Source organism: Phytoactinopolyspora halophila, assembly GCF_003287285.1.
In the GTDB taxonomy this organism is placed as follows: domain Bacteria; phylum Actinomycetota; class Actinomycetes; order Jiangellales; family Jiangellaceae; genus Phytoactinopolyspora_A; species Phytoactinopolyspora_A halophila.
The window spans coordinates 116,149-129,193 of record NZ_QMIG01000005.1 but is presented as its reverse complement, the minus strand read 5'-3'; the positions used below and the strand labels follow the sequence as shown (position 1 = coordinate 129,193).

Sequence of the window (13,045 nt, the reverse complement as noted above, 5' to 3'; positions counted from 1 at the left end):
CCCGTAGTCATCAACCATGTCCAACCCGGGACTGGGGATCGTATCGATGATCATGGGAGGGGCGGAGGTGGACGATCACCTGGTGAAGGTGACGGACATGATGCCGAAGGGTGTCACTCACGTCGTCTGCAACGCATGCTGCTCGCTCGAGGCTGACCGAGGCGTCAACAGCAATGTCGATGTCCGCCTCGAGACGGTGGCCGGTCCACCTGGCACGGACGCGTCCGACGTCCCGGACACCATCCACGCTCGCCGCCACGGCTTCGATGCTCTCCACCGTCCCGTCGTCCACGCCGTCCATCAGGCGGCGGACGACTGTACGGCACGAATTCACCAGTATCCCCACGATCGCCACAGCGACCAGGAACCCGGCGATGGCGTCGGCCTGTGGGACGCCGGCCCACACGCCAACGACGCCCACGACCACCACCAGAGACGTCAGCCCGTCAGCGCGGGCGTGGTGACCTTCAGCCACTAGCGCGGCCGATCCGATCCGGCGACCGACCCGGATCCGGTAGATCGCGACGAGCTCGTTTCCCAGCACGCCGACCAGGGCGGCAGCCAGGACCCACCCCAGATTGGCGAGCTCCCTGGGGTCGATCACGGCATGGATCGACTCGATGATGATCAACACGGCGGAGAGCGCGATGACGAGCGTGATGAAGACCCCTGCGAGGTCCTCCGCGCGGCGATAGCCATAGGGATATCGCTTGGTGGGGGCCCGGCGCCCCAACCGGAACGCGACCAGCAGCGGAATGGTCGTCACGGCATGGCTGAAACTGTGAACCGCATCGGCCAGCAGGCCGATCGATCCGCTGACGGCCACGATCGCCAGCTGCGCGCCGGCGGTCACGAGCATCCCTGCCAGCCCGACCCACGCGGCCCGGACTCCGGCATCCGCAGCCCGCACTCCGGTATTCGCCGCCCGCGCCCCGGCGTCGCTGTTCTCTTCGACCGCCTCGATCGATTCCGTTGCGTCATGCCCATGAGGCCGCAAGGCGTGCAACAGGCGTCGCAATCTCGTCGCGTGGTCGTGCCCCCGGCAGTGCTCGGCGGGATGCCGGGAACCGTCGCTGTTGATCTCGATGCTGCCAGCTATCCGATTCGACATGGCTGACAGTATACTTATCTGCTTATATACTAAGTAATTGCCGTCGCGTAGTACTCTGGTCTACATGCATGACGGAGCCGTCGAGTTTCAGATGCCCACGGCCGATCAGGTCGACGGCGCGGCCCGTGCGCTGCGCATGCTGGCCGATCCCACCCGCATCAAGATCATGTGGGCGCTACTCCAAGGCGAATCGTCCGTCAACTGCCTGGCCGAGCTGGTCAACTCGACCCCGAGTGCCGTCAGCCAGCACCTGGCCAAACTCCGGCTCACCGGCCTGGTAGAAGGACGCCGGGAGGGGACGTTCATCTACTACCACGCCGCCGACACGCACGTGCGCCAGCTCCTGGAACAGGCCCTGTTCCACGCCGATCACGCCAAGGGCGAGCACCCCCGCGAACACGATCCGCACCACGTGCACGAACTCGGCTGACACCACCACTTCAGAATGATCATGTTTGGTACGTTTTCTCGGGCCATAACACGGCTGTAGACGTGTCACGGCACGGAGAAACCTGGTAACGCAACGGGTATGGCACAGTGTGTGCTGTGGAACGTATCCGTCCGCACGGCCACAACGCCCGCGTCGAGTCCCGGGCTCGGTTTGTCGGCCGATTCGTGTGGATATTGATCCCCATCATCAGCATGAGTTTCCTGTCCTGGGTGCCAGCTGCCCAGATCTACTGGCGAGCACGTACCGCAGGCTGGCTGATCACGACCGCCGCGCTTGCCCTCACCTCCGCCGCGATCGTCGCCGGGATGGCCACCGACACCGCCGGCGCGGTCTTCGGATGGCTGATCATCGGTGCTGCCGTCGGAGGCACGACGGCAGCCGTCAGCGGGCACGAGATCGTCTTCGACCGAAAGGGACCCGAAACCGATCCAGCCGTGCACGAGGCACTGGAGAATCGCGAGCGCCGCAAAGAAGCCAAGGGCATCGCCGAGAGCGATCCCCAGCTCGCCATCGAACTGGGGATCGGCCGACCCGAGCTTCGCCGGTCACACCGCACGTCGCGGGATCGGTTGCACGATCAGCGCCAACCGTACGACGACGGCGGCATGATCGACCTGAACAACGCGACCGCCGACAGCATCATCGACGTCCTCGGCTGGGATGCCGGGCTCGTCAGCAATTTCGTCAACGATCGCGAGCTGCGGCGCGGCTACACGTCGTTCACCGAGCTACAGGCACTCTCTCGGATAGACCCGCAGCTCATCGAGGCACAGAAGGACCGGATCGTCGTCCTTCCCTACCAGCACGCTCCCGAGCCGCCACCGAGCTGATGCCCGCCGTGGCGTCGCCCGCGTAACCAACCTCGCCCGCAATACGTCCTCGCGCGCTGACCCGCCCACAGCCGGCGTCCGCCGCCTACGACGCGGACGCCGCCGGCGACGTATACGCAGACGGCGCCGACGACGCCGACGACTGGCCCAGCGCGGTGTCCAACGCAGACCAGTCGACCGACGCGGGGCTGCGCTCCAGCACGGTCCGCAACAGCCCGAGCCGCGCCGACCGCACCCCGGCGTCTTCGGCCATCACCAGCACCTCGTCGAAGAACGTGTTCACCGGTTCGATGATCGCGCTCCCGGCGTCCGCGAAAGCCGCAACCGAACCGTCCGACCAGTCCCCTAGCGCCTGCACGGCCTCGGCCAGCTGCATCTCCGCCGGCTCGCGCAGCCGCGACATGTCCAACTGGGCCGGGGTACCGTCGGGCAGGATCCGCGCGATCCGCTGCAACGCTGCGACGAGCTCCCGGAAGCTCGCGTCCTCGGCACGTTGCCGGAGCACGGCCAGCTCGTCCACCGCCTTGCCCGGTGCGGCAGCGCCGGGCAGTACCGCCGTGACGAAGTCGACCGGCACGCCTTCGTCACGCAACTGCTGTTCGAACCTGCCGAGAACGAACTCGCGGGCGACCGCCACGGCCTCGTCGCCGACGTCGACGCCTTGCACCCGGAGCCGCTCTGCCGCCGCGGCCAGTCCTCGATCGATGGTGACCTCGGCGAGCTCGGGGCGGTCGCGCAGAATCCGGATGACGCCCAGGGCGGCTCGTCGCAGCCCGAACGGGTCGGAACTCCCGGTCGGCTTCGCACCCAGCGCGAACAGTGCCATCAGCAGGTCGAACCGTTCGGCCAGTGCCAGCAGTGCACCCGGCAACGTCACGGGCAGCGAGTCGCTCGTGTGCCGCGGCAGCTCCATGTCGTAAAGCCCCTGGGCCACCGCCTCGGTCTCCCCAGCGCGGGCCGCGTACTCCCTGGCCATGACCCCGGCCAGGCTGGGCAGCTCGACGACCATGTGGGAGGCCAGGTCGAACTTCGCCAACGCCGCCGCCCGGTTCAGCGTCTCCCGGTCGCCGGATTCCATCGTCAGGTGCGAGCTCAAGTCGACGGCGACGGAGGCGATCCGGTCCGCACGTTCGGCCATGGAGCCGATCCGTTCCTCGAAGGTGAGCTGGGTCAGCCGGGAACGGAACTCCTCCGGTGCCACACCCAGGTCCGCACGCCAGAAGAAGGACGCGTCCTCGTAGCGCGCGCGCAACACCGCCTCGTTACCGGTGCGCACCAACCCTTCGTCAATCTCGCCATTGGCCACGGCGACGAAGTTCGGCAGCAAGGTGCCGTCGGGACGGCGCACCGGAAGGTACCGCTGGTGCTTGCGCATCACCGTCGTCAGCACCTGCTCGGGCAGTTCGAGGTAGGCGGGGTCAAACGAGCCGAGCAACGCGTGCGGCTGTTCGACGAGGTTGGTGACCTCATCGATCAGATCGGACTCGGCGTCGACGTCGATCTCGCCGCCGGCCTTCTCGGCGAGCTGCTGGGCCGTCTCGACGATCTCGGCACGGCGACGCGCGGGATCGGCGACGATACCGTGACTGGCCAGGAACTGCAGATGACCGTCCGCCGACGGCACCGCGACCTCCGGTTGCTCCGCGGTGCGGTGAACGCGCGTGTTCCGGTTGCTGGTCAGCGCGGAGACCCGCACCGGCACCACGGACTCGCCGAGCAGCGCTGTCAGCCATCGGATCGGCCGGGTGAACGACAACGACGGGTCGCTCCACCGCATGTTCTTGTCCGACCGGAGCCCGGATACGACGTCTGCAAGCAGGCCGGACAGGACATCCGGCGCGGCGCGCCCGATGTCGGTGACCGTCAGAACGACGTGTTCGTTCTGGCCGAACCAGGCTGTGCCGAGCTGCTCGAGCTCCACACCATTGCTCCGCGCGAACCCGAGTAGCGCCTTGGTGGGCTCGCCCGTCTCGTCGTAGGCGGCGCTGACTTTCGGGCCCTTGACGGTCCGTTCGGCATCCGGCTCGCGGGGCTGGACGTCGTCGATCGTCACGACGACGCGGCGCGGCGTGCCGTAGACATTGATCTCGCCGTGGCCCAGCCGTGTCGCGGCAAGCTTGTCAGTCACACCCGAACGCACGGCCTCGACCGTTTTGGTGACCTCGGCCGGTGGCATCTCCTCGGTGCCGATCTCGAACAGCAGCGACGCCGGTTCGTCCGGCGCCGCGAGTGGCGCCTCGGTCACCTCGGGCAGCAGCAGCTCGGCCGGTGCGGACGGCACACCCGTGCCCAGGGGATGCCCCAGCTCCTCGCGCCGGGCCATCCACAGGCTGGCCACCTCGCGTGCCAGGCCGCGCATCCGGGCGAACGCCTGCGCACGTTCCGTCGTGCTGATCGCTCCACGCGCATCGAGCACGTTGAAAACGTGCGAGCACTTCAGCACATAGCTGTGAGCTGGTACCGGAAGGCGCTGCGCGATCATGCGCTCGGCCTCGGCGGCATAGGTCTCGAACAGGGACCGGTTCGCGTCGATGTCGGCGTCGTCAAGGTAGTAACGCGACATCTCGTATTCGGACTGGCCGAACACCTCGCCGTAAGAGACGCCCGGGGCATAGGCGATGTCGTTGAAGTGGGTCACACCCTGAAGCGCCATGAGGATGCGCTCTATCCCGTATGTGATCTCTACCGAGACCGGATCGAGGCTGATCCCACCAGCCTGCTGGAAATACGTGAACTGGGTGATCTCCAGACCGTCGAGCCAAACTTCCCAACCCAGGCCCCAGGCTCCCAGCGCGGGCGAGGCCCAGTTGTCCTCGACGAACCGGATGTCGTGCGCGCGCACGTCGATCCCCAGTGCTTCGAGGCTGGCCAGGTAGATCTCCTGGGGATTGCCCGGATCCGGCTTCAGGATGACCTGGAACTGGGTGTGCATCTGCATCCGGTTCGGGTTCTCCCCGTACCGGGCGTCGTCGGGCCGGACGCTGGGCTCGACGTAGGCGACTCGCCACGGCTCGGGCCCGAGCACCCGGAGGATGGTGGCCGGGTTCATCGTCCCTGCACCGACCTCGGTGTTGAACGGCTGCGCCATCATGCAGCCCCGGTCCGTCCAGTACTTGGTCAGCGCCAGTAGCGCGTCCTGCATCGTCACCACAGCGGGCTAGCCTATTGCCGGATGCGGTCTGACGACGAATCGACTCGACAATCTTGGTCTACCGATTGTGGTCACCCTTTCCGGACCCGCCCGTACGGGCCGGATGCGGGGGCGTGTCCCGGTCGGGATGAGGGGGTGAACGGAGGATACGCCGCCGGGGACCAAGCCGGACACGAGGCCGGACACCGGGCCGGACACCTGGCCGTTTCGACCCCACTCGGCGACCGGCAGCGTGCATCTTTCTACACTGCGAGCCGTGTTGATTCTGCTCCCGCCGTCCGAGGGAAAGTCGCCACCAGACAGCGGAGCACCTGTCGATCTCGATGCGCTTTCCTTCCCCGAGCTCACCGCGACCCGTGTCGACGTCATGGCCGCGCTCGTGCGCCTGTGCGAGATGGATCCGGATCAGGCGGTGACCACGCTGGGTCTCGGCCCGCGCCAGGCTGACGACGTCGCCCGCAACGCCGAGCTCGCCCGTTCACCGGCCGCACCTGCCCGCGACGTCTACACCGGCGTCCTGTTCGATGCGCTGGGGCTGGCCGCGCCTCAGGCTGGCCTCGACACCGGCCTTGACACCGGGCTCGACGCTGAAGCGGCCCGGCGCGCCGACGAGCGGATCGGCATCGTCAGCGGCCTGTGGGGACTGCTGCGCCCTACGGATCGGATCCCGGCATACCGGTTGGGTGGTGGCGTTTCCCTGCCGGGCATCGGCGGGCTGGCCGCATGCTGGCGGCCAGCGCTGCGGGAGGTACTGCCGTCCGCTGCCGCGGGCGGCGTCGTCGTTGATCTGCGCTCCAGCACCTACGCCAGCTTCTGGCGGCCGTCTCCCGACGTCGCGGAAAACGTCGTGAAGGTGCGGGTCCTGCACGAACGCGGCGACGGCAAGCGCGTCGTCGTCAGCCATCACAACAAGGCGACCAAGGGCCGGCTCGTGCGCGCGATCCTGGAACACGACGACGATCCGGAGACGGCCGCCGACCTCGCCGCGATGATCGTCGGTCTGGGGTGGAAGGCAGAACTCGTCGAGCCCCAGAGCACCGGACACAGCTGGACCCTCGACGTCGTCACCACCTGACTCGTCCCCAAAGGAACCGACATCGTCGAGGCTATGACCTCAACAATGTCGGTTCTTTCGGCCAGCACGTCGTCTCCTGCGGTGTGCCAGATTCGCGGTGAGCGCTCAACCACGCCAGCCAGCGTTGCGAAGTGCTTCGGTCAGCAACCTGCCGACATGTTCCTTGCGATGGCGGACGGCATAGGAACTGAACGGCAGCACGCGCAGGCCCCGCGCGGCCACGATGGCCTGACGGTCCAGGTCGGCGTCCCAGGAGAACAGCTCCAGGTGCTGGATTCCGTGAACCTCCGAGCTCACGCCGTACTTACGCCAATGCGCGTCAAGGTAGAACCTGCCGTCGGAACGCTGGATGACAGCTTGACGCTCCGGTTCGGGCAACGTGAACATGCGCACGATCCGACCGAAATCGCGTTCCGGCACGGACGCGATGCCGCCCTCGGCGTCGTAGATCGACTGGCGGATCACCAGACGGTTCCGGCATCTGCCCCGGCGAGCCAACGCGTCCCGCAGGTCGTCGGGCCGGACGAGCCGTTGCTGAACCCCGGCGAGGATGATGCTGCTCGCCCGTCCCGTGCTCCCCTGCCAGGACGCGGCATCCACCAAGCTGCGTGGCACGCGGGTGCGACGCGGGCGCCGGGAGGGGTGCACGTCCCCGTCGGTCAACTCCCCCGACCTCTTCACGACGAGCCCGGGGCGGGTTGGTGACCGCGATTTGAGGGGCACTACCAGGTACGTTCCGGCCGCATCAAATCCTCGCAAGCCATCGAGCTCGGCCGCAGTCAACCCGCCCAGTGCCGAACCCGGCGGACCAGCGAGCAGACACACCCACGACTCCTGCCGTTTCGTGAGATCGGAGTTGTGTGCGACATACACACCTCGGTGCGGCCTACTCCACCGACCAGTCCTCACGGCATGGTCCGCCATCGACCAGCTCACCAGGGTCGCGACCTGGTCGAGACGGAACACGCCGTCCTGCTCCCGCACGATCTGCTGAATCGCGGCGTCGAGCTCGTCGCCACGCGAGGGATTCGAACCGTCCGTGGTGGACCACCGAGCAATACCGTATCCGCGCACCACGCGATCAAGCCTGGACACGACACGATCCACCCGCCATGCCCCAAGTGCGATCTGTGGATGGCACTGCGATCTCAACGATGCCTGTGGATATCCACACACCACCAACACACCTGAAGGAACCGACATCATCGAGGTCATAGCCTCGATGATGTCGGTTCCTTCAGGTCTACGTTCAGATCGGCTCGGCTGGCGTCGTCACCACCTGACTGTCCCTAGCGACGAACTGGCTGGAACCGCTGCAAGCGCAGGCTGTTCATCACAACGCTGACACTGGACAGGCCCATCGCCGCACCGGCCAGCATCGGGTTGAGCAGTCCCGCGGCAGCTATCGGAATGGCGGCCGTGTTGTAGCCGAACGCCCACATCAGGTTGGTCTTGATCGTCCCCAACGTCCGGCGGGACAGCCGGATCGCATCGACCGCGGCTCGTAGGTCACCTCGCACCAGTGTGAGGTCCCCCGCTTCCATGGCGACATCGGTGCCGGTTCCCATTGCCAACCCCAGATCGGCCTGGGCGAGAGCGGCGGCATCGTTAATACCGTCACCGACCATCGCGACGATCTTGCCGTCGCCTTGCAGGCGGCGCACCACCTCGACCTTATCCTTCGGCAGTACCTCCGCGATGACCTCGGCGATGCCGACCTCGGCAGCCACGGAACGCGCGACGGTCTCGTTGTCCCCGGTGAGCAGAATCGGCGTCAGCCCGAGCTCGCGAAGCTGGCTGATCGCCTCCGCGCTCGTCGGCTTGATCGCGTCGGCGACCACCAGCAGTGCCCGGGCCGCACCGTCCCACCCGGCGGCTATCGCCGTTTGGCCCCGCCGCTCAGCGGTGAGCTTGGCCTCCGTCAACTCCGCGCTGAGCGGCTGTGACCAGTCCGCCAACAGGCTCTCCCGCCCGGCGACGACGGCGTAGCCGTCGACGACGCCCTGGACGCCCTGGCCCTCGACGTTCTCAAAGGACTCCACCTCGGGAAGGTCGCCGACGCGTTGCTCCGCTGCCCTGGCGATGGCCTGGGCAATGGGATGCTCGGACGCGTTCTCCAGCGCGCCGACCAGGCGCAGGGCCTCGTCCTTCGAGGTGTCTCCATCGACGACGACGTCGATGAGCGTCATCTGTCCGGTGGTGACGGTGCCCGTCTTGTCCAACACGATCGTGTCGACCTTCCGGGTGGACTCCAGCACCTCCGGTCCCTTGATCAGCACACCCATCGCAGCGCCACGGCCGGTACCCACCATGAGCGCCAGTGGCGTGGCCAGACCCAGCGCGCACGGGCAGGCGATGATCAGAACTGCGACCGCCGCGGTGAACGCCGTGGCCGGGGAACTTCCGGTGCCGAGCCAGTACCCCAGGGCCGCGACGGCGATCGCGATCGCGCCCGGCACCAGCACGCCGGACACGCGGTCGGCCAGCCGCTGTATGGCGGCCTTGCCGGACTGTGCCTCCTCGACGAGCTTCACCATCTGGGCCAGCTGGGTGTCGCCACCCACCCTGCTCGCCCGTACGACGAGACGGCCACCGGCGTTGACCGTGGCACCGGTCACGCGGTCACCCGGGCCGACCTCGACTGGGACGGATTCCCCGGTGAGCATGCTCTCGTCGACCGCGGACGAGCCCTCGACGACGACGCCGTCGGTCGCGATCTTCTCTCCCGGGCGCACGACGAAGACGTCGTCGACCATCAGCTCACCGGCGGGCACGCGCACCTCGCGCCCATCACGGAGGATCGACACTTCCTTCGCGCCCAGCTCCAGCAACGCCCGCAGCGCGGCACCCGCGCGACGCTTCGAGCGGACCTCGAAGTAGCGGCCGAGCAGGATGAACGTCACCACTCCGGCTCCGACTTCGAGGTAGATGTTGGACAGCCCGTCGGTGCGCGAGACAGTGAGCTCGAAGGAATGGCTCATCCCCGGCTCGCCGGCGGTACCGAAGAACAGCGCGTAGACCGACCAGAGCAACGCCGCGCCGGTTCCCATGGAGATGAGCGTGTCCATGGTCGCCGTCGCGTGTTTCAGGTTCGTCCACGCGGCCTTGTGCAGCGGCCATCCACCCCAGATGACCACGGGTGCGGCCAACGTCAGTGAGAGCCACTGCCAATGTTCAAACTGCAAGGCCGGCACCATGGCCATGGCGATGACCGGCAGGGACAGGACCGCGCTGATGATCACCCGGAACCGTAGCGACTCCAGCTCGCGGTCGTGTGCGTCGTCCACGTCGTCCACGTCGGCCTCGCCGGACACCTCGGTGCGGCCCGACGAGGTGTCGGACATGGGTGGCAAGCTCGCCTGATAACCGGCTTGCTCGACAACGCTGACCAGCTCGTCCGGTGCGACCGCGTCCGAGTATTCGACCTGCGCCTTCTCGGTGGCGAAGTTCACCGACGCGGTGACGCCGTCGACGCGGTTGAGCTTCTTCTCTATCCGGGCCGCGCACGATGCGCAGGTCATCCCACCGATCGCGATCTCGATGCGCGACATCCGCTCGGAAGCCGAGGCCTCGGTACCAGGCGGCTTGCCGGCCGCGTGCGTCGTCATCGGGTGCTCCGTTCTGGTCCGTGGTCATCGCTGCGAACGCCGTCGTCAGGCCCGTCCACCGGACTGGCGGTGAGACTGCCCACGCCGAACGCACCGGCGAACACCAGCACCAGGACGGCGAAGTAGGCGGCGGTCTTCAGTGGGGCATTCATCTACGCCCTCTCCCCTGCTCCGTGCGCGTCGTAGCCGGCCTGGCGAACGGCCTTTCAGCAGTCGCCGTATCTGCCCTTTCGCCTCGCTTCTACGCTATACCCCTAGGGGGTAGCGTTGGAAGTAATTGTCACGATACCCCCTAGGGGTAACAAGTGCAACGAGAGCTCCGGCGATGCAGGGAGGACTCCGGCGCGGACCCGATCCCCGTCAACGATCGCCAGGAATCAACCATCTACTCCGTGAACACCGGCGAGCCGCACTTGCCGGAACGCGGCCAGCCGCTCGGCCTCGACGGCTATCGCCTCGCGGACGTGCGCCGGGAGCGATTCCCACAACTCGATCGAGAGCTCCAGCTTCGTGCCGGACTTGCGCGGGCGCCACATCCCGGCGATCTCGCCGTCAACCAGGACCGCGCCGGGACGGCCGAGCACGGGCCACAACGCCTTGGCACGGGCCGGATCGTCCACCAGCAAGGACCTGTCCTTGGCTTGAAGATAGGCATCGTACGGCCCGAGCAGGCGAACGGCGCCCACCGGACCCGCGTCGAGCGCGTCGACGTCCGAGCTCAACAGCCAGCGAGTCTCCCCTTCGACCGTCACCTCGGTCACATCATCTGGCCAACGCGCCTTCACGTCTTTGACCGCTGCGTCGAGGTAGCCCGCGACCTGCTGCGGCGTGGCTGGACCGTACATCGCGAGGTAGGTGCGGATGACATCGAACCGCGGCGGCACCTCACTGACCCGTTCGAACCCGGCGATCCGCTGGAGCACCGGAGGCGACGTGCCCGCCTGCAACTCCAGTCCCGCTGGCAACGCCGCCAGGCGGAACGGCATCTCGTACAGATGGATGGCGTCACACGGCCGGCAGAACCGCAGATACGGTTCCTCCATCAAGGCCGCCAGGCGGGAGGAGACCTCACCCTTCCTCATCGGTTCCGTGACGACCGAACGCATCGTCGTCGCGACGGCTTCCAGCGCCTCGAGGTTGCCGATACCAGCCTCTTTGAGCGGCTTGGACGCGTCGAAGATCCGCTTTCCTGCATCCGCCTCCGAGAAGGGCCAGACGGCGGCGGCCACCGACGGCAGGTCGGCGCGCCGATACAGGTGCGGAGCGCCGCGTATGGTCCACGCCGTGGCGAGCTCGTCCGGGCCCAGCGTGGCGGTGTCCACGCCACGGTTGACGAGCGCCCACAGCCCGCCATCAGGTCCCGTATCCTGCACACCGCCGTTCAGCAGGGCGGTATCACCAGCCAGACCGGATTCCCGGTCGAGCTGCTGAGCCCGCACCCGGAAGCTCAACACCTGAGGGCGCGTGATCGTAGGGACCATGTGGCTCATGGTATGCCCGGACGCCGACACTCTGGCGTCCGTCAGAGTCAGGGCCGGAGATTGAACCCGCCCAAGGCGATCCCGCCATCGCTGTAATGCTGGATCTCGGTCAGCGATCCCGGCGCGGGACGCAACCGGAACATCGCGCTCGGCGGCGCCTCCAACGTCAGCTGCACCAACGCCCGCACGGGCATCGAATGCGTCACGATTACCACGATCTGCCCTGGGTAACGCTCCACTACCCGATCGCGGGCGGCGATGACGCGCGCGGCCATATCATCCAGCGATTCGCCGCCCGGCGCCCGTGACGACGTGGAGGACAGCCACTGCGCCGCCTCGTCGGGAAAACGTTCCGTGATCTCGGCCAGTGTCAGGCCATCCCACGAGCCGAACTCGCATTCGCGCCACTGCTCGTCCGTCGTCACCTTCTCGACACCCAGCCGCGCGGCGATCATGTCCGCGGTCTGCCTGGTTCGCAGCATCGGCGACGACACGATCACCGGCTCCGTCCCGGGAGGCAACGCCACGGGCGTGCCCGCCGCGAGCGCCCTCGCGGCTCGTTCAGCCTGCGCACGCCCGACATCATCCAGCTGTGGGCCTTCCGTGTCTCCGCCGCAGAAGATCCGGGCTTCGGTCATCGGCGTGCGGCCATGCCGCACCAGGACGAGGGTGGTGGGCTGCTCCGGCGCCGACGCCGGTGTCACCGCCCGGGCGCCAGGGGCCGCATCGTCCACGTCCCCCTCGGCGGATCGCGCATCTCCGGTAGCGAGCGTGTCCTCGTCGGAGGTGTCGACATGGCTGACGTGTTCGGGAGGCTGGACGTCGGGCAGCCTCGCGGGACCGGTGGCCGTCGTCACGGCGTCGTCCCACAGCGCTCCGGTGATGGTCTCCGGCCCGGCCGGCAGTTCGGACTTGGCTGGCGCGGACACGGGCTTGCCGTCCAGAGCGTCGTTGAGCAAGCGGTCGGCGTGGGCGTTTCGCTCGCGTGGCACCCACGTGTACGTGACGTGCTCCGGAGGGAAGATCCGCTGCGCCTCCAGGGCCAGCGGGCGCAGATCGGCGTGCTTGACTCGCCAGCGGCCACTCATCTGCTCGACGACGAGCTTGGAATCCAGCCGCACCTCGACTTGCGCCTGCGGATCGATAGCCGACGCCAGTTCGAGTCCGGCGATCAGCCCCCGGTACTCGGCGACGTTGTTCGTCGCCGAGCCGATGGTCTCTCCGACCTCTGCCAGCACCTCGCCCGATCCGGCCGAGCGAACTACCGCCCCGAATGCCGCGGGCCCGGGGTTCCCCCGCGAGCCGCCGTCGGCCTCCACGATGAGTTGAGTCATCGCG

Annotated in this window: 10 protein-coding genes; 3 read left to right on the top strand and 7 right to left on the bottom strand. The window is 67.5% G+C overall.

Features of this window, described 5'->3' with window-relative positions:
* Positions 1-10 precede the first annotated feature (10 nt).
* Positions 11-1,111, bottom strand: a complete 1,101-nt coding sequence (locus DPM12_RS08325) for a cation diffusion facilitator family transporter (protein WP_112257843.1) — start codon at positions 1,109-1,111, stop codon at positions 11-13.
* A 64-nt stretch (positions 1,112-1,175) separates the two neighbouring features.
* Here DPM12_RS08325 and DPM12_RS08320 point away from each other — a divergent pair, with 64 nt between their 5' ends.
* Both DPM12_RS08320 and DPM12_RS08315 read left to right on the top strand, forming a co-directional pair.
* Positions 1,176-1,541 (top strand): ArsR/SmtB family transcription factor, encoded by a 366-nt coding sequence (locus tag DPM12_RS08320; RefSeq protein WP_112257842.1) that lies wholly within the window; start codon positions 1,176-1,178, stop codon positions 1,539-1,541.
* A gap of 116 nt (positions 1,542-1,657) precedes the next feature.
* Positions 1,658-2,392 carry a ComEA family DNA-binding protein gene (locus tag DPM12_RS08315; protein ID WP_112257841.1) on the top strand — a complete coding sequence of 245 codons (735 nt, stop codon included), beginning with the start codon at positions 1,658-1,660 and terminating at the stop codon, positions 2,390-2,392.
* An 85-nt stretch (positions 2,393-2,477) separates the two neighbouring features.
* Here the strand turns inward: DPM12_RS08315 and DPM12_RS08310 are convergent, their stop codons facing one another.
* Positions 2,478-5,534 (bottom strand): glycine--tRNA ligase, encoded by a 3,057-nt coding sequence (locus DPM12_RS08310; protein ID WP_112257922.1) that lies wholly within the window; start codon positions 5,532-5,534, stop codon positions 2,478-2,480.
* 265 nt (positions 5,535-5,799) lie between these two features.
* Between DPM12_RS08310 and DPM12_RS08305 the strand changes: the two genes are divergently transcribed.
* The gene (locus DPM12_RS08305; protein ID WP_112257840.1) at positions 5,800-6,618 is read left to right on the top strand and encodes a YaaA family protein; all 819 of its coding nucleotides are present in this window, start codon (positions 5,800-5,802) and stop codon (positions 6,616-6,618) included.
* A gap of 105 nt (positions 6,619-6,723) precedes the next feature.
* Here the strand turns inward: DPM12_RS08305 and DPM12_RS08300 are convergent, their stop codons facing one another.
* The 5 genes from DPM12_RS08300 to DPM12_RS08285 all read right to left on the bottom strand — a co-directional run bounded on the left by DPM12_RS08300 (position 6,724) and on the right by DPM12_RS08285 (position 13,041).
* Entirely contained in the window at positions 6,724-7,713 is a 990-nt protein-coding gene (locus DPM12_RS08300; protein WP_123788513.1) for a PDDEXK family nuclease, read from the bottom strand.
* 194 nt (positions 7,714-7,907) lie between these two features.
* Complete coding sequence (locus DPM12_RS08295; RefSeq protein WP_112257838.1) at positions 7,908-10,226, bottom strand: heavy metal translocating P-type ATPase; 2,319 nt, start codon at positions 10,224-10,226, stop codon at positions 7,908-7,910.
* Positions 10,223-10,378, bottom strand: coding sequence for a hypothetical protein (locus tag DPM12_RS23145; RefSeq protein WP_158542824.1), 156 nt, complete (start codon positions 10,376-10,378; stop codon positions 10,223-10,225). Before DPM12_RS23145 ends, DPM12_RS08295 begins: the two co-directional genes overlap by 4 nt.
* A gap of 225 nt (positions 10,379-10,603) precedes the next feature.
* Complete coding sequence (locus DPM12_RS08290; RefSeq protein ID WP_112257837.1) at positions 10,604-11,707, bottom strand: winged helix DNA-binding domain-containing protein; 1,104 nt, start codon at positions 11,705-11,707, stop codon at positions 10,604-10,606.
* 47 nt (positions 11,708-11,754) lie between these two features.
* Positions 11,755-13,041 carry a bifunctional RNase H/acid phosphatase gene (locus tag DPM12_RS08285; protein WP_112257836.1) on the bottom strand — a complete coding sequence of 429 codons (1,287 nt, stop codon included), beginning with the start codon at positions 13,039-13,041 and terminating at the stop codon, positions 11,755-11,757.
* Between the last annotated feature and the right edge of the window lie 4 nt (positions 13,042-13,045).

Bases quoted from the DNA above. Each gene is read 5' to 3' on its own strand.
- DPM12_RS23145 (WP_158542824.1), bottom strand. From the start codon at position 10,378: ATGAATGCCCCACTGAAGACCGCCGCCTACTTCGCCGTCCTGGTGCTG.
- DPM12_RS08310 (WP_112257922.1), bottom strand. From the start codon at position 5,534: ATGCAGGACGCGCTACTGGCGCTGACCAAGTACTGGACGGACCGGGGC.
- DPM12_RS08290 (WP_112257837.1), bottom strand. From the start codon at position 11,707: ATGGTCCCTACGATCACGCGCCCTCAGGTGTTGAGCTTCCGGGTGCGG.
- DPM12_RS08325 (WP_112257843.1), bottom strand. From the start codon at position 1,111: ATGTCGAATCGGATAGCTGGCAGCATCGAGATCAACAGCGACGGTTCC.
- DPM12_RS08320 (WP_112257842.1), top strand. From the start codon at position 1,176: ATGCATGACGGAGCCGTCGAGTTTCAGATGCCCACGGCCGATCAGGTC.
- DPM12_RS08295 (WP_112257838.1), bottom strand. From the start codon at position 10,226: ATGACGACGCACGCGGCCGGCAAGCCGCCTGGTACCGAGGCCTCGGCT.
- DPM12_RS08285 (WP_112257836.1), bottom strand. From the start codon at position 13,041: ATGACTCAACTCATCGTGGAGGCCGACGGCGGCTCGCGGGGGAACCCC.